The sequence below is a fragment of the Rhodobacter sp. 24-YEA-8 genome, from assembly GCF_900105075.1.
Lineage (GTDB): Bacteria > Pseudomonadota > Alphaproteobacteria > Rhodobacterales > Rhodobacteraceae > Pseudogemmobacter.
Map to the genome: position 1 here is coordinate 1,949,491 of NZ_FNSK01000001.1, position 22,306 is coordinate 1,971,796.

Annotated in this window: 20 protein-coding genes and 1 riboswitch; of the genes, 13 read left to right on the forward strand and 7 right to left on the reverse strand. The window is 65.6% G+C overall.

What is annotated here, in order from left to right; translation table 11 throughout:
- Positions 1 to 80: 80 nt before the first annotated feature.
- From BLW25_RS09560 to BLW25_RS09570, 3 genes are all read left to right on the forward strand, one after another.
- Complete coding sequence (locus BLW25_RS09560) at positions 81 to 776, forward strand: DNA alkylation repair protein (RefSeq protein WP_253188340.1); 696 nt, start codon at positions 81 to 83, stop codon at positions 774 to 776.
- Positions 777 to 889: 113 nt separating this feature from the next.
- Positions 890 to 1,510, forward strand: coding sequence for a glutathione S-transferase family protein (locus BLW25_RS09565; protein WP_092898506.1), 621 nt, complete (start codon positions 890 to 892; stop codon positions 1,508 to 1,510).
- 51 nt (positions 1,511 to 1,561) lie between these two features.
- Positions 1,562 to 3,058 (forward strand): VOC family protein, encoded by a 1,497-nt coding sequence (locus BLW25_RS09570; RefSeq protein ID WP_092898508.1) that lies wholly within the window; start codon positions 1,562 to 1,564, stop codon positions 3,056 to 3,058.
- Here BLW25_RS09570 and BLW25_RS09575 read toward each other — a convergent pair.
- The gene (locus BLW25_RS09575) at positions 3,055 to 3,996 is read right to left on the reverse strand and encodes a LysR family transcriptional regulator (RefSeq protein WP_092898510.1); all 942 of its coding nucleotides are present in this window, start codon (positions 3,994 to 3,996) and stop codon (positions 3,055 to 3,057) included. The two genes, BLW25_RS09570 and BLW25_RS09575, sit on opposite strands and share 4 nt — an antisense overlap.
- A gap of 117 nt (positions 3,997 to 4,113) precedes the next feature.
- Between BLW25_RS09575 and BLW25_RS09580 the strand changes: the two genes are divergently transcribed.
- Entirely contained in the window at positions 4,114 to 5,070 is a 957-nt protein-coding gene (locus tag BLW25_RS09580) for a ring-cleaving dioxygenase (protein ID WP_092898512.1), read from the forward strand.
- 140 nt (positions 5,071 to 5,210) lie between these two features.
- Here BLW25_RS09580 and BLW25_RS09585 read toward each other — a convergent pair whose 3' ends face one another.
- Positions 5,211 to 6,116 carry a DMT family transporter gene (locus tag BLW25_RS09585; RefSeq protein WP_092898514.1) on the reverse strand — a complete coding sequence of 302 codons (906 nt, stop codon included), beginning with the start codon at positions 6,114 to 6,116 and terminating at the stop codon, positions 5,211 to 5,213.
- A gap of 193 nt (positions 6,117 to 6,309) precedes the next feature.
- Between BLW25_RS09585 and BLW25_RS09590 the strand changes: the two genes are divergently transcribed.
- Positions 6,310 to 6,807: a hypothetical protein gene (locus BLW25_RS09590; protein ID WP_092898516.1), complete on the forward strand. Its 498-nt coding sequence runs from the start codon at positions 6,310 to 6,312 to the stop codon at positions 6,805 to 6,807.
- An 80-nt stretch (positions 6,808 to 6,887) separates the two neighbouring features.
- Here the strand turns inward: BLW25_RS09590 and BLW25_RS09595 are convergent, their stop codons facing one another.
- Positions 6,888 to 7,271, reverse strand: a complete 384-nt coding sequence (locus tag BLW25_RS09595) for a hypothetical protein (RefSeq protein WP_143040484.1) — start codon at positions 7,269 to 7,271, stop codon at positions 6,888 to 6,890.
- 220 nt (positions 7,272 to 7,491) lie between these two features.
- Between BLW25_RS09595 and nrdR the strand changes: the two genes are divergently transcribed.
- Positions 7,492 to 7,962, forward strand: a complete 471-nt coding sequence (nrdR, locus tag BLW25_RS09600) for a transcriptional regulator NrdR (protein WP_092898520.1) — start codon at positions 7,492 to 7,494, stop codon at positions 7,960 to 7,962.
- A gap of 33 nt (positions 7,963 to 7,995) precedes the next feature.
- Positions 7,996 to 9,090 (forward strand): bifunctional diaminohydroxyphosphoribosylaminopyrimidine deaminase/5-amino-6-(5-phosphoribosylamino)uracil reductase RibD, encoded by a 1,095-nt coding sequence (gene ribD / locus BLW25_RS09605; protein ID WP_290438670.1) that lies wholly within the window; start codon positions 7,996 to 7,998, stop codon positions 9,088 to 9,090.
- A gap of 100 nt (positions 9,091 to 9,190) precedes the next feature.
- Here ribD and BLW25_RS09610 read toward each other — a convergent pair whose 3' ends face one another.
- From BLW25_RS09610 to BLW25_RS09620, 3 genes are all read right to left on the reverse strand, one after another.
- Positions 9,191 to 10,789 carry a trimethylamine methyltransferase family protein gene (locus tag BLW25_RS09610; RefSeq protein WP_092898522.1) on the reverse strand — a complete coding sequence of 533 codons (1,599 nt, stop codon included), beginning with the start codon at positions 10,787 to 10,789 and terminating at the stop codon, positions 9,191 to 9,193.
- A 125-nt stretch (positions 10,790 to 10,914) separates the two neighbouring features.
- Positions 10,915 to 11,607: an HAD family hydrolase gene (locus tag BLW25_RS09615; protein ID WP_092898524.1), complete on the reverse strand. Its 693-nt coding sequence runs from the start codon at positions 11,605 to 11,607 to the stop codon at positions 10,915 to 10,917.
- A gap of 111 nt (positions 11,608 to 11,718) precedes the next feature.
- Positions 11,719 to 12,000, reverse strand: a complete 282-nt coding sequence (locus tag BLW25_RS09620; protein ID WP_092898526.1) for a DUF3572 family protein — start codon at positions 11,998 to 12,000, stop codon at positions 11,719 to 11,721.
- A 466-nt stretch (positions 12,001 to 12,466) separates the two neighbouring features.
- Between BLW25_RS09620 and BLW25_RS09625 the strand changes: the two genes are divergently transcribed.
- Positions 12,467 to 13,852 (forward strand): diguanylate cyclase, encoded by a 1,386-nt coding sequence (locus BLW25_RS09625; RefSeq protein WP_092898528.1) that lies wholly within the window; start codon positions 12,467 to 12,469, stop codon positions 13,850 to 13,852.
- A gap of 260 nt (positions 13,853 to 14,112) precedes the next feature.
- On the opposite strand, the gene pdxY is transcribed toward BLW25_RS09625, so the two are convergent.
- Positions 14,113 to 14,967: a pyridoxal kinase gene (pdxY, locus tag BLW25_RS09630; RefSeq protein WP_092898530.1), complete on the reverse strand. Its 855-nt coding sequence runs from the start codon at positions 14,965 to 14,967 to the stop codon at positions 14,113 to 14,115.
- A gap of 248 nt (positions 14,968 to 15,215) precedes the next feature.
- Positions 15,216 to 15,411: riboswitch (cobalamin riboswitch) on the forward strand.
- Between the two features lie 109 nt (positions 15,412 to 15,520).
- On the opposite strand from pdxY, the gene BLW25_RS09635 reads away from it, so the two are divergent.
- From BLW25_RS09635 to BLW25_RS09655, 5 genes are read left to right on the forward strand one after another with little or no spacing between them, the layout of a single operon-like run.
- The gene (locus BLW25_RS09635) at positions 15,521 to 17,662 is read left to right on the forward strand and encodes a TonB-dependent receptor (RefSeq protein ID WP_143040485.1); all 2,142 of its coding nucleotides are present in this window, start codon (positions 15,521 to 15,523) and stop codon (positions 17,660 to 17,662) included.
- Positions 17,663 to 17,673: 11 nt separating this feature from the next.
- Entirely contained in the window at positions 17,674 to 18,627 is a 954-nt protein-coding gene (locus BLW25_RS09640) for a DUF6925 family protein (protein ID WP_092898534.1), read from the forward strand.
- A complete protein-coding gene (locus BLW25_RS09645) occupies positions 18,624 to 19,484 on the forward strand; it encodes an ABC transporter substrate-binding protein (protein ID WP_092898536.1) in 861 nt (286 codons plus the stop codon). The genes BLW25_RS09640 and BLW25_RS09645 overlap by 4 nt, the downstream gene beginning before the upstream one ends.
- Complete coding sequence (gene fhuB, locus BLW25_RS09650) at positions 19,484 to 21,415, forward strand: Fe(3+)-hydroxamate ABC transporter permease FhuB (protein ID WP_092898538.1); 1,932 nt, start codon at positions 19,484 to 19,486, stop codon at positions 21,413 to 21,415. Before BLW25_RS09645 ends, fhuB begins: the two co-directional genes overlap by 1 nt.
- Positions 21,416 to 21,420: 5 nt before the next feature.
- A complete protein-coding gene (locus tag BLW25_RS09655) occupies positions 21,421 to 22,206 on the forward strand; it encodes an ABC transporter ATP-binding protein (protein ID WP_253188544.1) in 786 nt (261 codons plus the stop codon).
- Positions 22,207 to 22,306: the final 100 nt, after the last annotated feature.

Genomic DNA, 22,306 nt, shown 5'->3' on the forward strand with positions numbered 1-22,306 from the left:
TTTCGCGATCTGGTCCCCGTGCGGAGGTGCGGTTATAGCAGAGGCTCCCCGGCAGACAGCCCCGGGGCCGGAGCCGCAAAATGACAGACCAGATCACTCTTGAGGCCGCGCTTGCCGGGCTTCGTGCCGCCGCTGACCCGGCCCGTGCCGCCGAGGTGGCCAGCTATCACAAGACCGCCCGCGACTGTCTTGGCATCCCGGTGCCGGTGCTGACCGAAATGGCAAAAACCTGGCGCGAAGACATCGATATTGACCAGAGGATCGCACTGGCCTCCGGCCTTTGGGACAGTAATATCCATGAGGCGCGGATCGCGGCGGCCAAGCTGATGGTCCAGGCGCGGATCCGCCCGGATGACGGCGTCTGGGCGCTGATCGCCTCCTGGGTGCCGCAGTTTGATGGCTGGGCGATTGCCGACCATGTTGCCGATGCCGGCGGGCGACGGCTGATCGCCGATCCGTCGCGCCTTGACGAGGTCGAGGCCTGGGTGACCTCGCCGCATATGTGGTCGCGCCGTGCGACGCTGGTTTTCACCCTGCCCTGGGCACGGATGAGCAACCCGAAAGCAGCAGATCTGGACATCCGCGAGCGGGTGCTGGGCTGGGCCGCCCGCTATGTCTCTGAAAGCGACTGGTTCATGCAAAAGGCGGTCGGCTGGTGGATTCGTGATTTCTCGAAACATTACGCGGCCCGGGCAGAGGAATTCCTCGCCGGCCCCGGCCAGGGTCTGAAGAGTTTCGCGAAAAAGGTCGCCCGCACCTGGCTGCCGCAAAGCTGACACTTAACCTCCTGCCGTTCGGTATTTACGAACGCGGCATTCCGGCTCCGGGGACTGCCCCCTGGCGCCGCGAAATGGCATATAGTCAATGAAGGTTTCGACAGGAGGCAGGAATGACCACTCTTTTCTACAAACCGGGCGCATGTTCGCTGGCGCCCCATATCGTGCTGGAATGGATCGGCGCGCCTTATGAGGCAGTGCGGGTCACCGCCGGCTCGCCCGAGATCCTCGCGGTCAATCCGACCGGCGCAGTGCCGGTTTTGCGCGAAGATGATGGCTGGCTTTTGACCCAGGCCGGCGCGATCCTCGACTATCTCGCGCAAAAACATCCCGAGGCCGGGCTTGCGGGCGGCGACAGCCTGCGCGCCAAGGCCGAGGCGCATAAATGGTCGGCCTTCCTGACCTCGGATGTCCATGCCGCCTTCTGGCCCGTCTTCATGCCCGACCGCTACACGACCGATGGCTCCGATGCGGCAAAAGCCGCCGTGGCCGCCGCCGGGATCGAGCAGGTGAAGAAGAAATTCGCGGTGCTGAACGATCATCTGACGGGGCGCGACTGGTTCCTCGACGGCGGACGTTCGGTGATTGACGCCTATGCCTTCCCGATGATCCGCTGGGGTCGCGCAAAGATCCCCGGCGGGCTGAGGGACTATCCCCATGTTCAGGCGCTCTATGACCGGCTGGCAGCAGACGAGACCGTGCAGAAAATCCTCGCCCGGGAAGCTGGTAAGTAAGAACGGCAGGTAAGCAAGCAAGGCGGGGCCAATCCCTGCAGGAGAGCTGAAATGACCACTGGTATCCATCATGTCACCGGCATCACTGCCAATGTTCAGGCGAATGTCGATTTCTATATGGGCTTTCTGGGCCTGAACCTGGTCAAACAGACCGGGGGATTTGAGGATGCCGAACAGCTCCACCTGATCTATGGCGACGCGGTCGGCAGCCCCGGCTCGCTTCTGACCTTCCTTATCTGGGAGGCTGCGGGAAGGGGCCGCACCGGCCTAGGCCAGGTTTCGGAAATCGCTCTGGCGGTGCCGCCGGAGACGATCGGCGACTGGCTGACCAAAGCTCTGTCGGCGCGGATCCAGGTCGAAGGGCCGGCTCGGGAATTCGGTGAGCCGGTCTTGCGGCTGAAAGACCCGGACGGGATGGTCGTGAAGCTGACCGGCACCGATACCATGGCTGCGATGCGGGTCCGGGGCGTCACGATCCTGACCGATAAAGGCGATGAGACCGCCGGTTTCATCACCGGCTTCGGCTATGCCGATATCGCCCGCGACGGCGCCAGCCGCCGGCTCAGCTCTGACACGGATGTGGTTGATATCCGCGAGGTTTCCGGCTTCGTGCCTTCGATCCAGGGCGCGGGCGTGGCCGATCACGTCGCGTTCCGCGCCCCGGATGTGGCGGCAGTTCAGGCCATGCGGGTCTCGCTTAAGGATTACGGACCCACCCATGTCCATGACCGTAAATATTTCCTGTCGCTCTATGTCCGCGAACCGGCCGGCACGCTGATCGAATTTGCCACGGACGGGCCGGGAATGAGCGTTGATGAGGCGCCGGATCAGCTGGGCCGCACCCTGATGGTGCCGCCCTCTGATGCCGCGCGGGCAGATGATCTTCGGGTCATGCTGCCGCAATTCGCCCGCCCGGGCGAGGAGAGGTTTCCGATGCGCGATCTTGCCTTCATCCACCGTTTTCACCGGCCTGAAGACCCCGATGGCTCGACCATCATGCTGCTGCATGGCACCGGCGGAAACGAAACCGATCTCATGCCGCTGGCGCATAAGATCAATCCGCGTGCCACATTGCTGGGCGTGCGCGGGCGCTCGACCGAGGAAGGCATCAACCGCTGGTTCTGCCGTTTTGACGCGGTGACCTATGACCAGGAGGATATCCGTGCCGAGGCAGAGGCCTTTGCGGATTTCGCCGCAGGTGCAATCCGGGGCTATGGGCTTGACGAGGCGAGGCTTTCTTTCCTCGGCTATTCCAATGGCGCAAACCTCTTGGGTGCGATCCTGCAATTGCATCCGGGCGTGGTGAACCGCGCAATGCTGTTGCGCGCCGTGCAGGCGTTGGAGGTGCCACCTGGTGATAAGCTGGGTGCACCAGAGGTCCTGATGCTGAACGGCGCCCGCGATCCCTTCGCCCGCATGACCCCGGCGCTGGAAAGCGCTTTGCGCCAGGGCGGTGCCGATCTGACCGCCGAGACGCTTTCCGCCGGACATGAGCTGGCCTCTGACGACCTGACCCATGCCAGGGCCTGGCTCCGGGCCCGCGCTTAACCCTGTGTCGCCCCCTGGATCACCTTGAGCCAGGGGGCTTCGCCGTTGAAATGCCCCAGCAGATGGTCGATGAAGCGCCGGAGCTTCAGTGGCATCGGCTGCACCGGCGGCCAGAGCGCCGTCACTGGCAGGCTGCGGGTGCCACAGTGCCCGAGCACCGCCACCAGCGCCCCCGATTGCAATGCCGGCGCTGCGATAAAGCCGGGCAGCATCGCAAAGCCAAGCCCCGCCACCGCCATATCGCGCATCGCCTCGCCATTATTGACGCTGATCCGCTCGGTCACGGCGGGCGAGACCATGCGCCCGCCCTCGCTCAGCTGCCAGAGATCCGCGTTGGAGATATGGCTGTAGCCGATCACCGGCTGGCCGGTCAGATCCTGCAAACCTGCGGGACTGCCGTGGCGGGCCAGGAAATCGGGGCTGGCACAGACCAGCGAGCGATCCTCGCAGAGCTTTCGCGACATCAGCGCGCCGCCCGGTGACTGGCCAACCCGGATCGCGAGGTCAAACCCTTCGCGCGCAAGATCACGGGCACGGTCGTCATAATCGACCCGGATCTCCAGCCCCGGATGAAGGCGCGCGAAATCCGCGATAATCCCGGTCAGATGCAGTGTGCCAAAGGTCATGGGCGCAGCAAGCGAGAGCGTTCCGCGCAGCCCCTCCCCATCCCCCATCCCGCCCCATGCCGCGGATTCTGCCGCCGCGCGCAGATCGGTCAGCGCCGGGCGAAAGCGGGTGGCCAGCCGGTGTGCGGCCTCGGTCGCGGTGATGCGGCCGGCATTGCGGCGAAACAGCGCCACGCCAAGCCCGGTTTCCAGATCCCCCAGCCGTTTCGAGATCACCGATTTCGACAGGTTCAGCCGCGCGGCAGCAGCGGTGACAGTGCCCAGCTCCATCACGGTCAGGAAAGTGTCGATTTCATCAAGAGTATAGCGCATGACCAAGTGTCGCCTGGGCAGGCTCGTTCGTAAAGCGCGAACGCCGGATCAGGCAATGCCCTGCTGGAAGGAAACGCCATCGGCGCGCATATTCAGGACAACGAAAGGAGGCCGATCATGGCAAACTCTTCTGACCTTACACTCGGCGGCATCCATCACCTGACGGCGATCACCGCCAATGCCCCTGAAAACAAACGCTTCTATACCGAGACCCTGGGTCTGAGGCTGGTGAAGAAAACTGTGAACCAGGACGATACCTCGGCCTATCATCTCTTCTATGCCGACGGGCTGGCAAGCCCCGGCACCGACCTGACCTTCTTTGACTGGCCGGTGGGGCGCGAACGGCGCGGGGTGCATTCGATCAGCCGGACCGGCCTTCGGATCGCACCTGACAGCTTTGACTTCTGGGCCGGACGGATCCGCGATCATGGGCTGGAAAGCGGGGCTGTCAGCACGGTTGACGGGCGGGTGAGCCTCGATTTTGAAGACCCCGAAGGGCAGCGTTTCCGGCTGACCGCCGATCGGCCGGGTCTGGCGAACCCCTGGGACCGCAGCCCGGTCGAGGCGGCGCATCAGATCCGGGGCCTTGGTCCGATCACAATCTCGGTCGCGGACCTGGCGCCGACAAAGGCAGTGCTGGAGCGGGTGATGAACATGCGCGAGACCGGCGAATATGCGAGCCCGGATGGCGAAGGGGTGGTGCATGTCTTCTCGATGGGCCAGGGCGGGCCATCGGCGGAACTGCATGTCGCGGTGCAGCCCGGGCTGCCCGTGGCGCGCCAGGGCGCGGGCGCGGTGCATCATGTCGCCTTCCGCACCCCGGATACGCAAGGCATCCAGGACTGGGCCGCACGGCTCAGGGACTTCCGCATTCCCTCTTCCGGCGAGGTGGAACGCTACTATTTCCGCAGCCTCTACTTCCGCGAACCCGGTGGCAATCTGTTCGAAATCGCCTCGGACACGCCTGGTTTCACCGTGGACGAGCCGCTGGAAAGCCTCGGCGAACGCCTGTCGCTGCCGCCCTTCCTCGAAGCAAAGCGCGCGCGGATCGAGGCCGGGCTGAAACCGCTGTGATCTGAAGGCACCATCCGCCAGAGGCGCTGGCCGCCCGCCTTACGGCGGGCGGCGGGCGGCGGGGAGGGGGCAGGGGAGGGGTTCCCCCTCCCCTGCCCCCTCCCCGGTTGCGCCTTTGGCGCAACCGCATCTCCCTCCGCTCAGCCGAAGATCAGGAGGACAACGATCCCGCCGGTGATCAACAGGCAGCCGGTCACTTCGCGCGGCGCAATCTTTTCGCGAAAGAAGAACACCGTCGCCGCAAAGGTGAATAAAAGCTCGATCTGACCAAGCGCCTTTACCACTGCGGCATTTTGCAGGGTCATTGCCGCAAACCAGCAGAGCGAGGCCCCTGCCCCACAGATGCCCGCAAAAAGCGATACTTTCCACGCCTTTGCGATGCGGGAAAACTCTTCCCGTTCACGCCAGAGCATCCAGCCCGCCATCACCACCACCTGCACCAGCAGCGTTGCAACCAGTGTCAGCGTCGCCTGGGTCAGGAAATCCGGCCCTCCGAGCGAAAGCGACGCCGCCCGGTAAGACACCGCAGATACCCCGAACATCGCCCCGGACCCCAGCCCGATCAGCGCATTGCGCGAGAAGACCGAGGTCAGGAGGCTCCGCCAGCCCCCCTGGACATGCGCGACCGATATCAGCATCACGCCCGCCACGCTGATCGCGATCGCCGCCAGCGCGCCCGGCGTCACCCGCTCGCCCAGAAAGATCAGGCCGAACAGCGCCGCCTGTGCCGGCTCGGTCCGCGAATACGCCGTACCGACCGCAAAATTCCGAAAGGAAAACAGGTGGATCAGCAGGAATGTCCCCGCGATCTGCGCCAGCGCTCCGATCAGCACCCAAACCGCGAACTCGATCTGCGGCACCGGCAGTGGCCCGCGCCCCGAGGCCAGCACCCCCGCCAGCATCAAAAGCGCCACCGGCAGACCAAAGCCAAAGCGCACGAAGGTCGCGCCGGTCGTACCCATCGCGCCTTTCAGATGCTTCTGCGCGGCCGAGCGCAGGTTTTGCAAAAAGGCCCCGGCAAGGGTGATCGGGATCCAGATTTCCATGCTCAGAACCTCCAGTTTCCAAGGCGACTATGCGAGCGAGCCGCCACTGGCAAGCGCTCTGGTCATGCGCCATCCCCCCAGGACAGCACGCGCCCCGGTGAAAGCGCCAGAATGAAAATACCCGGAAAGCCCTCCCTTGCGCCTCGGGGCATTTCCCTCCAGCCTAGCGTGCAACCCGATTTCAGGATGCCCGATGCGCGCGTTTTCTCCTGCTGCCCTTGCCCCTTTTGCCGCCGGCCTTCTCATCGCCGCCCCCGTCTTTGCCGCCTGCCAGGGGGAGAGCCTCTTTGAATGCCGGATCGGCAAGAAAGAGCTGGAACTCTGCCACACCGGCAGCGCTGTGAACTATCGCTTCGGCGCGCCAGGCAAGCACGAACTGCAGATCAACACCACGCTGAGCGACCTGGAGTATCAGCCCTGGCCTGGCGTCGGCCGCACGATCTGGGAGGCCGTTACATTCCATAATGCCACGACCAGCTACGATGTCTGGTCCGGGTTTGATCGGCAGGATCCGGATGCAAAGCTCGAAGGCGGGGTGAATGTGCTCAGGGGCGAGACACTGATCGCCGCGCTCGACTGCACCAAAGGCTCGGTCCGAAGCGGGCTCGACCTGCTTTACGGCGCGAAAGAGGGTATCGGCCAATGCTGGAGCTTTGACGATAAGGTCTGGATCACCGGCTCTTGCGACTGACAACTGACGCCGCCCCCGGCTCCTGCCCTCTTTCGGCGCCACGCACGTCTGAGCCAAGGCTTTGGCTTTCGCACCTTGCCTCAGGCCGGATCGGTTTTCCCAACCGGCGGCAGGGCTGCGGGCGGTTTCTCCTGCTCCGCGAGTTGTGACGCGGAGGGGCTGGCCCCTTCCCAGGCCTCGCCCATTGCGAGGAGGCAGCTCAACCCATCGGCGTAGTTTTGAATCAAAAGCCAGTTGCCATCTGTATCGGCACGGATCTCGATCATCGCCTCGGCATCGCGCAACCCCTGGCCCTGTGCAGCAAAATCACGCCCATGTTCCAGACGCGCCAGCAATTTTGCCCTTGGCGCGCAGATCGCCTTACCACCGGGACCTTTCGCCAATGCCTCCTGCGCCGCCAGCGGCATCCCGGCTGCGACATTCGCGGCAAGGCAGGCTGAAAGAAGGACGATTCTCTGCGTCATGCATGAAATCGTAACATGAAAATGACGCATAACATGTGAAAATGCATCCCGCCGGCGCACAAGGTTTGAGTCCTCGCGGCCACACCTGGCCCGCACAATATCCGGTGGTTAACTTTTTCCCTTTCCCCTCATCCGGTGGTGGTGCCTATAGTCACGGCAATGAACCGGGGGTAACACCCGGTCTTGAGGCAGGCCAATAACAACAAGCAAGGAGGGCGCGATGCGCTGCCCGTTCTGCGGTAATATCGACACCCAGGTGAAGGACTCGCGTCCCGCCGAAGATCACGTCTCGATCCGTCGTCGCCGTTTCTGCCCCGCCTGTGGCGGGCGTTTCACCACTTATGAACGCGTGCAGCTGCGCGATCTTGTTGTGGTCAAATCCAATGGCAAACGCGAGGATTTCGACCGCGACAAGCTGGAACGTTCGATCCGGATCGCGATGCAGAAACGCCCGATCGACCCGGAACGCATCGACCAGATGATCTCGGGCATCGTGCGACGGCTGGAAAGCATGGGTGAAACCGATGTCCCCTCGCGCACCATCGGTGAAATCGTGATGGAATCCCTCGCCAGGATCGACACGGTCGCCTATGTTCGCTTTGCCAGCGTTTACAAGAACTTCCAGGCTGCGGGTGATTTCGACCGTTTTGTCAGCGAGCTCCGGCCCGCCACGGACAAGGGCGAGGAATAATCCCCCGGGGCCAGATAAGGCCCCGGAGCGACCATGACCCGCCAGATCGATGAGACCCATATGACCCATGCCCTGCGCCTCGCCGCGCGGGGCAATGGCACATGCTGGCCCAACCCTTCGGTCGGCTGCGTGCTGGTGAAAGACGGGCGGGTCATCGGGCGCGGCACCACACAGCCCGGCGGGCGGCCTCATGCAGAACGGGTGGCGCTGGCCCAGGCGGGCGAGGCCGCGCGCGGCGCCACCTCCTATGTGACGCTGGAACCCTGCGCCCATCACGGCAAGACCAGCCCCTGCGCCGAAGCGCTGGTGGCGGCGGGCGTCACGCGCGTCGTCACCGCCATCACCGACCCCGATGCCCGCGTCGCCGGTCGGGGTCATGCGATCCTGCGTGCAGCCGGTATCGAGGTGACCGAAGGCATCCTCGCGGCCGAGGCCACTGAAATCACCGCAGGTTTTCTGAAGCGCGTGACGCGCGGCCTGCCCTTCGTGACGCTGAAACTCGCAACCACACTCGATGGCCGCATCGCAACCGCCACGGGCGAAAGCCGCTGGATCACCGGGCCGGAATCACGCCGCGCGGTTCATGCGATGCGGATGGATCATGACGCGGTGATGATCGGCTCCGGCACCGCCCGCGCCGATGACCCGGATCTGACGGTGCGCGATATGGGCGCGGCCCGCCAGCCCGTGCGCATCGTGATTGACAGCCAGCTGAGCCACCGCCCCGACAGCCGCCTCGGCCGCACAGCGCGCGAGGTGCCGGTCTGGCTGCTGCATGGCCCCGATGCGCCCGTCCCCGCACAGACGGCCTGGGCCGCAACCGGCGCGAAACTGCTCTCCTGCCCCATAACCGGGCCCCATCTCGACCTGACGGCCGCATTGCAAACCCTCGCCGCCGAGGGGCTTACCCGCATTTTCTGCGAAGGTGGCGGCAGCCTCGCTGCAGCCCTGATCCGCGCGGGCCTCGTTGATGAGCTGGCAAGCTTCACCGCAGGCGCGCTGATCGGGGCAGACGGGCACGCTGCCATCGGGCCGCTGGGGCTCGGCGCCCTGCAAGACGCGCCGCGCCTGCGGCTGATCGCGCAGCGCCGCATCGGCCCCGATACCCTCAGCCGCTGGAAATTCTGACGCCCGGCCCGCCACAGAGAAACAAGGCGCCCGTGTGGAACGCCCCGCCCCCTGCCTGAAAGGCCGCGGCGTGCTTGTGGCCCCCGCGCGCCCTCGGAAATCAGAAATCGGTCGGCGCGCCGCCTTCCTGTTTGCGCCGCGCCACAAAGCGCGCAAGCTCTTCCTGCGCCATATGATCCATCGCCGGAGGCTCGAATTCCGCGAGGATCTGCTTATAGATCCGATGCGCCCGTTCGGCGGTCCAGGTCGCCCCATCCAGCGCCCAGGCCTCATAATTGCGCCAGTCGCTGGCAAAGGGCTGATAGAACGCCGTCTGATAGCGTGCCTGCGTATGGGCGCAGCCAAAGAAATGCCCCCCCGGCCCCACCTCACGGATCGCATCCAGCGCGATATCCTCCTCGGCGCTCGCAAAGGTCGCTTCTTCGAAATAGCGCTGGATCATTTGCAACACTTCGCAATCCATCACGAATTTCTCAGGGCTCGCGATCAGCCCGCCCTCCAGCCAGCCTGCCGCGTGATAGACCATATTGGTCCCGGACTGCACAGCGGCCCAGAGCGAATTCGAGGTCTCCCACATCGACTGCCCGTCGGGCACATTGGCCGCGCAAACGCCGGAGGACCGCATCGGCAGGCCGTAATACCGCACCAGCTGCCCGGTCATCTGCGTCGCGCGCATATATTCCGGCGTGCCAAAGGCCGGCGCGCCGGATTTCATATCGACATTCGAGGTGAAGGTGCCGATCGCCACCGGACAGCCCGGATTGATATTCTGGAGCAGCGCCACCGCCGCCAAAGCCTCGGCCAGTGACAAAGCCACCGCCCCGGCCATCGTGACCGGCGCCATCGCACCTGCCAGGGTGAAAGGCGTGATCACCACCGGCTGCCCGCGCCGCGCCAGCCGCATCGCACCATCGAGCATCGGATAGTCATGCTTCAGGGGCGAGACCGAGTTGATATTCGTATACATCCTTGGCTTTGCATCGAATTCCGAATGCGAAAGCCCGCCCGCGATGCGGACCATCTCCATCACATCCTCAACCCGTTCGGCGCCCAGCGAATAGGCGTGAACCACCTTATCCGTCACCACCAGCTTTTCCTGCAGACAGTCGAGGTGCCGCACGCTGGCGTGAATATCAATCGGTTCGACCGGATAGCCACCCGCGACATGGATGCAGTTGAAATACTGCGTCAGTCTGATGAATTCCTGAAAACTCGCGAAATCGCCGGATCGCTTGCCGCGCTCCAGATCCCAGGAGTTTGGCGGTGACGACACATTCACAAACACCATATGTTTGCCGCCGATCACGATCTCCCGCTCGGGGTTGCGCGGCGTGATGGTGAATTGCGACGGCGCATGGCCCAGCATTTCCATCACGAAAGCCTCATCCATCCGCACATTGGTGCCACTGATGATGCAACCCGCGCGGCGCATGATCTCCAGCGCTTCCGGGTTCAGGAATTCGATGCCGATATCTGAAAGGATTGTCATCGCGCCTTTGTGGATACGCTGCACACCGTCGGCATCCAGCGGCTCGGTCGGGCGGTCGGGGTTCAGCGGGATCCGCCAGGGCATCTGTTCAATGGCCAAAGCGCCGCGTGACTTCATCCCTGCGCGCCCGCCGCTGCGTTTGCGCCGGCCCGTGTCAGCCCCGCTGTCAGAAGCGTGGTCACCTGCCTGGAACCCTGAATCCCCGGTCATCTGCGGCCCTCCCTGAAGCTCCGGGCGTGCGGCCCGGTCAGGAATCACGATGACTGAGCCTGCCCGCAGAGGCGCAACAAACCGGCGACATGCTTATGTCGTTTTTGGCGCGCGCCTGCAGATAATCAGTCCGACAGCTGATCCAGCCAGGCCGGCAGCGCACCGATATCACGCAAGACCAGATCGGCATGCGGCGCCAGATCGGCCTCGGTGGCGATCCCGGTCAGCACCGCGATCCGCGTCATGCCCGCCGCGTGCCCCGCCTCCATATCATGGCGCGAGTCGCCGATCATCGCCACCCGCTCGGGCCTGAGCCCCTGTTCGCGCAGAAAGGCGTTCAGCATCCCAGGCCCCGGTTTCGCGCCATGGCCGCTGTCATAGCCGGCGATGAAATCAACCAGCCCGGTCAGCCCATGCGCCGCCATATGCGCCCGTGCCGGACGTTCGGAATCATTGGTGACGATGCCAAGTTTCAGCCCGCGCCCCCGCAGCGCGGTGAAAAGCGGCACCAGCGGCACCGCCTCGACCATCCCCGCCAGGGCTGCCGCCTGGTCGATCCGCCCGGTCAGTTCGGCCAGCCCGGCCCCGGGCAGATGCGGCTGCAGCGTTGCGGCAATATCCGCCGCCGTCGCCGCGATGACCGGGCTGTCAGGGTGAAAATCATTGGTATCAGGCAGATAGCCCACTGCCGCCGCCAGCCGGCTGGCATGATCCGCATCGGTCGCGATCTGGGTCAGAAAGCTTTGCGCCCAGGCGCCCCAGCTTTTGCGGAAGTCGAAAAGCGTGCCATCCTTGTCGAAAAGCAGGGCGTCGATCATCACTCGGGTTCCTCTGGCTGCGGCCCTTTGCACCATAGGACCGGGGGGATGTATCAGGATCGTCTCACAGATCGCAGCAGCCGCCGAAAAATACGGCCGGATCGGGGCGGCTCAGGTCCAGTCGGGCACCTCGCCCCCGGGCAAAGCCGCCCGCGCTGCCGCCACCTCTGCGGGCGCATGCCCCGCCCCGGCCGCGAACTCAATGACCCGCGCATCATCGCCCAGCAGGAAATCCATCACCGCCGCCAGGACCTCTGTCTCGCCGGCCCGCGCCTGCAATTCCAGGATCCCGATGCCGCTTTGCTCCAGGAACGGGCCAATCCGGTCTTCATCCGCCGCAAGCCAGGCCAGGGCCTGAAGGGCCAGGATCTGCGCGTTTTCCTGCTGCGTCATCGGGGGGATCTCCTGCTGTCATCGCGCGCATCTGAAGCTTCATCCATCCCACAGCCATGGGCGGCCAGCAATGCCGCATGTCCCGGCTGGGCCGGGCCGGGTCGCGAAAAAAGGCAGGGAACCCACACGGGGTCTTTGGAAAGATTGCTGACAATTTACCTTCCGGGAGAATGTTTTTCTAACCGTGACCCCGGCCTCAGACCTGGTCCTTGCTGTTATCCAGAGCTTTACCCACAGATTCCAGGATTTATCCGCGAAAGGTGAGCAGGATCGAAGCGATTTGAAAGGATTTATTAACCATCCGCATAACAAGATCCTGACTGATGAAACCGCACTGTCTTTCCTGCATCCGACCAACCGATGATCCTCAATCAGACTTGCCGTCCCGCCGCCCCCATCCTCCGATAGCCCCCGTCATTGCCCGCCGCGCCCCGTTCCGACCGACCTTCCAGCAGGGAAGCCTGATATGCCACGCCGTATCCTGATCGCGGACTCTATCCCGGCAAACCGGGTCATCTTCCAGGTCCGGCTGAGCGATGGTTTTTTCCGGCCCCTGCTGACGGCGGATGCCACCTCCTGTCTGCGCGCGGCACGGCGCGAACGTCCCGATCTGATCGTAATCGATTGTGACCTGCCCGATATGCCCGGCCCGCAGGTGATCACCGCGCTGCGCAGCGATCCGCGCACCCGCAACCTGCCGGTGATTGCCCTCATCGCGCCAGACACGCCAGAGGGCCGGCTGGCCGCGCTGCAGGCGGGCGCCGATGACGTGATGGTCAAGCCTCCCGATATGTTTGTCCTGCTGGCGCGGATCCGAAATCTGCTGCGCCAGCGCGAGGAAAGCCAGATGATGTCGCGCGCCTGGGGGTGCGAGATCCCCGAAATGCTGGGCCTCGCAGACCGCAAGGGCAGCTTTCTGCCGGTCGGCCCAGTCGGCCTGATCGCCGCCCGGCCCGAGACCGCGCAGGCCTGGAAACAACAGCTGGACCCACGGCTGCGTGATCATGCGCGCGTACATGCCCCTGCGGAAGTGGCGAGCTATGGCGAACAGGCGGCCCATACCCATGTCTTCCTGATCGAGGCCGATACCGGCACCCATGGCGGCGGTCTGCGACTGATGACCCAGCTTTCCGGCATCTCACATTTCCGCCACAGCATGTTCTGCATTCTGGCGCCGGAAACCAGTGACACCGCCGCCCTGGCCTTTGATATGGGCGCCCATGACGTGATCGACCCTTCTGTCAGCGCCGAAGAACTGGATCTGCGCATCCGCCTGCTTTTGCGGCGCAAGCAACAGGCTGATGCCGAGCGGAGCTCGATCGAGGCCGGGTTGCGGCTTGCGATCATCGACCCGCTGACCGGTGCTTACAACCGCCGCTATGCTTTCCCGCGCCTGGCAGGCATCGCCGAACAGGCGGCCGTCGAGGGCAGCGAATTCGCGGTGCTGGTGATCGATCTCGACCGGTTCAAATCCGTCAATGATTGTTATGGCCATACCACCGGCGACACTGTCCTGGTCGAAGTGGTCCGCCGCCTGCGCGACAATCTGCGGATCGACGATATGCTGGCGCGGATCGGGGGCGAGGAATTTCTGATCGCCCTGCCCGAAACCACTGCCGCCGAGGCGCAGCGCATTGCCGAACGGCTGCGCTGCGTGGTCGGCGCTACACCGGTCGATGGCGGCAATGGGGTCGCGCTCAGCGTGACGGTCTCCATCGGCGTGAAAACCGGCGGCGGCCCGATGGCGCCTTCCGAGGATATTACTGCCATGGTGGATGCGGCCGATGGCGCGCTTTTGCGGTCGAAGACCCTGGGCCGCAATGTTGTGACGCTCAGCCATTCCCCGGTGTGACGCCAACACGTGACGCCATCCTGTGGCGCCCCGATGATCTGGCCCGGCCGGAAGTGCCCGCGTCCAGCGCCTTGCCAAAACCGGACGCCAGACCTCGCCGTCGCGTCCTCAGGCCAGGCAGGCCGCAACTGTCTGTGCATGAGAGCTGCGGGCAGCCCCTGCGCCATGGTCAGGAAGACCCGCTGGCGGAAACCGAGGCCACGGCCGCCCCGCTGCGGTCACCACAGGCAGAACAGCGCGGACGCTCCCGCTGCGTCATCTCAGCGGCGGATCGCCGCCAGTTCCGCGAGGCCCGCAAGGAATTCCGCGTTGCTCAGCATGACCTCCTGCCGGCCTAGCGCCGCCGCCTCCCCCATCGCAACCCCGGTGAGCTTTTGCGCAAAAACAACGGCTTCTGAGAGAGAACGACCACGCCCCAGCCCGGCGATGATCAGCGCCGCGAACAGATCCCCGGTCCCCGACAGCGCCAGCGGCAAATGCGGCGCGGGGTGACGGCTGACGCCTTCCGGCGTAATCACCACGCTTTCAAGACAGCCCTCGGGGCTGTCTTCCAGCACGCATCCGGTCGCAATCACCCGCGCCCCGGGGCGCAGGTTCAGGCCCGCCCGCGCCAGCGCCAGATCTTCGAGCCGCGCGATCTTCTGCCCCGACAAGAGTGACAGCTCAAACGGGTTCGGCGTGGTCAGATCGGCCAGCGGCAGCAATTCATCGCGGATCACCGCCACCACCGCTTCGGGCACATAACGCCCCGGCTTGGCATCGCCGATCACCGGATCGCAGAGATAGACCAGACGCGGGTTGATCTCGCGCGCTTTCGCGATGAAGTCCGCCGCCATATGTGCGATCGCGGCCGAGCCGATATAGCCCGTCACGATGTAATCGGCCCGTTCGGGGAGCCCACGCTCCATCGCGCCCAGAAGCAGATCGGCGAAAAAATCCTCGGGCAGCGCGCGGCCGCGCAGGCTCGGGTAATCGGGGGTATTCGAGAACACCACTGTCGGGATCGCCGCCACCTCCAGCCCGGCCGCACAAAGCGGAAACAGCGCCGCCGAATTGCCGACATGGCCGAACACGACCTGGCTCTGGATCGAAATGACGAAAGGCGGGGTCTGCATTGCTATGTCCTTCCCGCGCAGGATCCCGGTCATGGTTCGGGGCGCGCGGGCAGAGGTTACAACCGCTCGCGCGCAAAAGGCCATGGGGTAAACCCCGGGTCTCAGGGGAATTTCCGCAAAGATCTGCCGTCATGCGCTGATGACGGGTCCGGGATGGCGGATCCCTGGTCCGCCTCGCAGGACAGGTCCCGGATGCGCCCCCTGTAACGCGCCCGTGATAACTGGCGTTGACAGACCACCACCCCGGCGGGTAGCGCTGAGGCGACGGTTCCCGCGAGGGAGGAAAGAGGGAACGCAGCAGGGCATCCGCCCGATCTGCGGCTGCCCCCGCAACTGTGAGCGGCGAGGGTTTCGCAATATGCCACTGGGGTTCAGGGACCCTGGGAAGGCGCGAAATCCACAGACCCGCGAGCCAGGAGACCTGCCGTCGGCCATATTCACGGGCAGGCGCATCAGGCGGGGGTTCCTGATGGCAAGGATGACATGCGGGTGATTGCCCGCCTGGTCCTGGCAGTCTGCAGTGACGAGCGATTCACCTTTCGGGGTAAAATTCATGCCGTCCATTTCGCGCCGCACATCTGTGCGGCTTTTGCTGACACTTACCGCTCTCACCCCCATCACCGCTGCGCCGGTGCTGGCCGAAGAGACCACCATCGGCCTCGGCACCATCTGGCTGCCGGTCGATGACGAGGCGGGCCAGGGGCTTGAGGCCACCGCGCCCACCGCGAGCCGGCTGGGTGAAAAGATCCGCGATATTCCTGCCGCCGTCGAGGTGATCGGCACCGAGACCATGGCCGAACGCGGTCTCCATTCGATCGCCTCCGCCGTATCGCAGACCGCAACCGGGGTCACCTCGATCGCTGCACCGGGCTATGACAATGCCTTCGCCGCGCGCGGCTTTCAGGGCACGAGCTCGGTGATGATGCTGTTTGACGGCACCAGGCAGTTTCCCGGGCGCGGCAATATCTCTTTCCCGGTCGACAGCTGGCTGATCGAGGAATTCGAGGTCCTGAAAGGCGGCGGCTCGGTGATCCATGGGCATGGCGCGATTGGCGGTTTCGTCAATGCGATGCCCAAACGCCCGTTTGACGGTGCGCCGCGCCATCTGTTGACCGCGCTTGCAGGGTCAGATGGCAGGCTGCGCTTTGGCGCCGACAGTGGCGGCTCGCTCTCGGACACACTTTCTTACCGCATCGCGGTGATTGCAGATGGCTCCGACGGCTGGATCGACGGTGCGGATGACAGCCTCGGCGCCGTGACCGCTGCGCTGAGCTGGAAGGCGACGCCTGATCTGACCTTCACCCTGTCGGCAGATTACGCGAAGCGCGAGCCGATGACCTATTATGGCACGCCCCTGCGCAACGGCATCCTCGTCGCCGGGACCGAGGCGCTGAACTACAATGTCGAAGACGCGAAGACTGACTTCACCGATCACTGGCTGCAGCTGAAAACCGAATGGGCGCCTTCGGACTCGGTCCGCGTCTCGGCTGTGCTGTACCGCATCGGGTCTGACCGCAGCTTCCGCAATGCGGAAACCTATGAATGGGATCCGGTGACCGATACGGTATCGGTCGGCGAATTCGTCGCCATCGACCAGGATCAGGATCAGACCGGCTTCCGGCTGGATGCCGGCTTCCGCCACGGGATCGCGGGCTATGACAGCCATACGGTGATCGGCTTTGACCTGAACCGCTCGAAATCCGGCTATGCCAGTGCCTTCAACTTCGGTTCGGTCACGGTCGACCCGTTCAACCCGCGCCCCGGCCGCTTCCCCGCCAGCCTGACCCCGGTGGCACAATACCGCTCGACCCTCGACCAGCGCGCGGTCTTTCTGGAAAACCGCACCGACCTTGGCCAGGGGCTGGCGCTCAGCCTTGGCCTGCGCCAGGACTGGTTCGATCTGAGCCGCGAGGGTATCGCAACCCCCGCATCGAGCTTTGACGCCAGCTACAAGGCCCCATCGGCGCGGGTCGCGCTCAGCTGGGCGGCGAATGAGACCACGGTGGTTTACGGCCAGCTGGCCTGGTCCACCGACCCGGTGAACATGCCGCTGATGGATTACGCCGCGAATTTCCGCGACTTCGATCTGACCACGGGGCGGCAATTCGAGATCGGGATGCGCCAGAGCTTTGCCGATGGCCGCGCCGAATGGTCGCTTACCGCCTATGATATCGTGAAGCGCAATGTGCCGGTGCTGGCGCCGGGGTCTTTCACGCTGCAACAGGCCGGGCAGCAATCCTCACGCGGGATCGAGCTGGCAGCCAGCGCCACGGTGACCGACACCCTGCGGCTCAGTGGCAATATTGCCCGCACCAAAGCGCGGTTTGACGATTTCACCTTCTTCGATTTCAACACCTTTTCCTGGGTGGATTATTCGGGGAATGTGCCGATCCTCGTGCCGGAAACCTCGGCCAATCTCTGGGCATCCTGGGGTTTCGCCGATGCCTGGACCGCGCATCTGGGTGTGCAATTCGTCGGCAAGGCCTGGTATGACTACGCCAATACCGAGAAACGCGGCAGCTTCTCGCTGATCAATGCCGGGCTTGACTGGCAGGCGGGCGAGACCTCGACCCTGTCATTGCGCGTGACGAACCTCTTCGACAAGAGCTATGCGGCATATCTCTACCCCGAAAAGGGTCAGGTGGTTCTCGGTGCGCCGCGCCGGTTCGAGTTGCAGCTGACCTCGAAGTTCTGAAAGCCGCCCCCATGACCGACGCCTCACAAGACGAGACCTTCGCGTTGCTTGCCCGGCTTTTCGGGGCCGAAGGGCATTTGTGGAGCATCGGCACCCTTGCAGGGTTCATGGGGTTTGACCTGACCGGTATCCCGCAAAACATCGGCGGGGCACTGGTGCTGGAAGGTGAGACCGGGCGCGCCCGTCTCACCCCCGGCGGAAAGCTCCTGGCGTTCGAGACCCTCAGCAGCGAGCCGAAGGGCTGGAACCACGGGATCGCGCTCTGCCAGGCGGGTGGGCTGCCCCCCCGCCCCCGCGACCGCCACCTCAGCGTGGTCGCGGATGATGCAGCCCTGGTTGCCGCAGACCAAAGCGCGCCGGCGCTTGATCTGGGGCTGGGCCATGCCGGGCTTCGCTGCCTTTTTCGACCTGCGGCGACGGCCCGCGCCCAGGCCCTGCTGCTGGCCGGCCAGCACTGGAACGATTGCCGCGAGGCGCTGGCCGCGCTGCCGGGTGCCTGGATTGCCGAGACACCCTTTCTGCGCGCCGAGCGGGTGGCGGATGGCACCTGCCCGATCCATGCGATCCCTTCGGCCGGGATCCGGGGCCTGACCCATGCCGCGACCACGCCGGTACCAGAGGGCTGGCTGCCCTTTGCCCATATATTCCCGCCGCATCCGGCGCGGGTGCGCCCGGGGCTGCGCCGCCCGTTCGATCCCGATATCCATACCGTATTCCAGTCCATCCTCGCGCGTCATGGCCGCCCCGACCTGACGGCGCTGAAAGCTGCGACCCGCGCGCGGCTGCAAAGCAGCCTGCCACCCGAGGTGGCCGACGCGCCCGGCCAGAGGCCCGACCGCCACGCCCAGGCCGTCATCCGCGTCACCCTGCGCCAATGGCTCGCCGAAACCGGCCTGGCCCCGCCCGGAGCCTGGCTCTCGCGTTATGACCGCCCGCTTCTGGCTGCGGTCCGGAACCAGACATGACCCAATTCCCCCCACTGACCCGGCGCGGGGCGCTGGCGTTCGGGTTGTCGGCGCTCCTTCCGACCCTTGCGCCGCGCGCGACCCGTGCACAGGGCGCGCGCGCGCTCCGTTTTGTCACGACCGAACTGATCCTGACCGAAACCGCGCTGGCGCTCGGGCTCACCCCACTCGCCGCCGGCAATCTGCCGCTCTATCGCCGCCTTGTCGGCGTTCCGGCATTGCCCGATGGCCTGCATGACCTCGGCCCGCTCAATGAGCCGAATATGGAGCTGCTGGTTCACCTCGCCCCCGATCTGATCATCGCCGCCGACTGGCAACGCGGGCCGCAGGCAGGGCTGGAGCGGATCGCGCCGGTCCTCTGGCTCGAGACAATGCCCTTTTCCCGCCCCGGTCTTGAGATCGCGACCGATCTGGCCCGAGAGATCGCCGATGCGGGGCAGATCAGTGCGGATAACCTCGTGACCGGATTTGACCGCGCGCGGAACCGCCTGACCCGGGCCATTGCCAGCCGCAACCCACCCGCCGTTCTGCTGGCCCGCTTTCTGGAAGATGGCCGACATGCGCTGGTTTTCACCGAAGGCTCGCTGCCCGGGGATCTGCTGGCCGGGGCCGGAGGACGCAATGCGCAGCCCGGCAGCGGCCCGCCGGGTGCCTTCCCCCTTGGCCTCAGCGAGATCCTCGCGACCGGCGCCCCGATCCTCGCCACCGGGCCGTTGCCGCAAGGCGCGCTCTTCACCCGCGTGATCGAAAGCGGTGCGCTGCGCGCCATTCCCTTGCCGCCGGTCTTCCCTGCCGGCGGCCTTGCCTCGGCCACACGGCTCGCCGATGCCCTTACCAACGGGATTGGGCTGATCTGATGCGCGCTTTGCTGATCCTTTTGCCCGGGCTGACCGCCCTGGTACTTTTCGCGCTGAATGCCGGGACTGCGCTGCCCGGCCGCTGGCCTGCGGCGATCCTCTGGGCGGATCCGGGCGATATCCCGGCGCTTATCCTGCATCTGAGCGCCGCGCCGCGCCTCGTCACCGCCGCTCTCGCGGGGGCCGCGCTCGCGCTGGCCGGTGCTTTGCTGCAGCGCGTTTTCCGCAACCCGATTGCCGAGCCCGCGACGCTGGGGATCACCGCCGGGGCGCAATGTGCGCTGACGCTGACACTGCTGAACGCGCCGGGCCTTGCGCCGGCCTGGCTGCCGCTGCCGGCTTTTGCAGGCGCGCTTGCGGCGCTGGCGCTGGTGATGGCTCTGGCCGCGCTTCAGGGCGTCTCGTCGCTTACGCTGATCCTGTCGGGGCTGGTGGTGACCACGAGCCTTGGCGGGCTGAATGCCGTGCTGACGCTGTTTCACCATGAGGTGCTGCAAAGCCTGTTCCTGTGGCAGGCGGGCTCGCTGGAGCAGGAGGGCTGGACCATTGCCACGCGGCTTGCCCCGGCACTGGCGCTGGCGCTGGTGCTCGCGCCTTTCGCGCGGCGGCCGCTCGGGGTGCTGGCGCTTGGCGATCAGGGCGCGCGGGTGCTGGGGCTGGCGCCGGGCGGCTGGCGGGTCATCCTGGCGACGGCGGCGGTGAGCCTCGCCGCGCTGGTGACCGCGCTGACCGGGGTTTTCGCTTTTCTTGGCATCATCGCGCCGCTGGTGGCCCGCGCGCTGACCGGCCGGACGCCGGGTTCCGGCGTGATTGCGATAACGGGCGCCGGGATCCTGATGCTGGCGGATCAGCTGGTCCAGCTGATCCGCCCCTGGATCCCGCTGCAGACCGGCACGCTTCTGGCCCTGATCGGGGCGGTGCTGATGATCGCGCTGTTGCGCAAAAGCAGCCAGCCCGCGCCGGAGCATCTCCTGCCCGCTTTGCCGCGCCGCGCGCGGCCTGCACCCCGGCTGCCCCTTCTTCTGCTGGGGCTTCTGGCGCTGTTTGCCATTGCCCTTGCCATCGGGCGCGGTCCGGAAGGCTGGGATATCTCGCCCCTCGCCATGCTTGACTGGCGCTTGCCGCGCGTGGCCGGCGCGGCGGCAGCCGGGGCAGCCTTCGGTCTTGCGGGATGCCTGATCCAGCGACTGACCGGCAATCCGCTGGCCAGCCCCGAGCTTCTCGGCATCAGCGGCGCTGCGGCACTTGGCCTCGTGCTGGCCGTCGTGGTGACGGGGGGCGGCGGACGCGGGCTGCTTTACGGTGCCACCAGTCTTGGTGCCCTCGCAGGTCTGGTCCTGATCCTTGTGGCAGGGGCGCGGCTGCGGTTTTCATCCGAAGGGCTGCTGCTTGCCGGGCTGGCGGTCTCGCTCCTGCTGTCGGCGGTGCTGGCGATGCTGCTGGCCTCGGGCCATCCGCTCGCGAGGCAGCTGATGACCTGGCTCTCCGGCTCCACCTACCGGATCGCCCTTTCGGATGCCGTCATCGCGTTAAGCGTGACGTCCGGGCTCCTTGGCGTCGCGCTGCTGCTCCGCCGCTGGCTCGACCTGCTGCCTCTCGGGGCGGACGCCGCACGCCTGCTGGGGCTGCCGCTGACACGGGCCCGCGCAAGCGTGGTGGTGCTCGCGGCGCTGTCCACGGCTGTCGGCACGATCCTGACCGGGCCGCCGGGCTTCATCGGGCTGATCGCCCCCGCCATCGCGCGGTTTTGCGGCCCGCCCCGCGCCGGCGCACAGCTGCCGCTTGCCACGTTATGCGGCGCCGCGCTGATGGTTCTGGCCGACTGGCTTGGCCGCAATCTGGCCTTCCCCTGGCAGATCCCTGCGGGGATGATGGCGCTGCTTTGTGGCGGGGTTTTCCTCATGATCTTTCTCGCAAGGAGACCGGCGTGACCCGCATGACCATTGGCGACCCCGTTGGATTTCATCTGGAAAATCTGGGCCTTACCCTGAACGGCCAGCCGGTTCTGCAAGAGATCAGCCTGCGCCTGGCCCCCGGTCGGGTCTGTGGCGTGATCGGGCGCAACGGCTCGGGAAAGTCGAGCCTGTTGCGGGTGCTCGCCCGGCTATCCCCGGCCGATGCCGGAACATGCCGCCTTGACGGCAAACCGCTTGCCGACTGGAAATCGCGCGATTTCGCCTGCCGCGTCGCGCTGATGCCGCAAAGCGCGCCCGCCACGGCGGTCATGGTGTTGCAGGATTTGGTGGCGCTTGGCCGCTATCCCTGGCACGGCGCCTTTGGCCGTACAGGTACCGAGGACCGCGCATCCATTGCGCAGGCCATCGCGCTTTGCGGGCTGGAGGGTCTGGCCACGCGCCCCCTCGACAGCCTCTCGGGCGGTGAGGCGCAACGCGCCCGACTTGCGATGATGCTGGCCCAGGGCGCTGACTGGCTGTTGCTTGACGAACCCTCGGCCTCGCTCGACCTGGCCTGGTCTTTTGACCTTTTATCCGCCCTGCGGGGCCTTGCGCGCGATGCCGGGCGCGGTGTGGTAATCGCGCTGCATGACATGAACCTCGCGGCGCGGTTCTGCGATGATCTGGTGGCACTGAAGGGGGGGCGGGTGACCGGCGCCGGACCGGTCGCCGATGTCTTCTGCGCGCCGATCCTGAGCGAAACCTTCGGCCTTGCTGTCACTACGGGCAGCCTTGCAGGCCTGCCGGTCGCGATCCCCGCTCCCTGAACGGTCGCGCGCCCTGTTCTCTCCCTCAGGCCCCATGAAAAACGCCGCCCCCATCTGGTGGGAGCGGCGTTCAGAAGACTGACCCCTGTAAGATACGTGA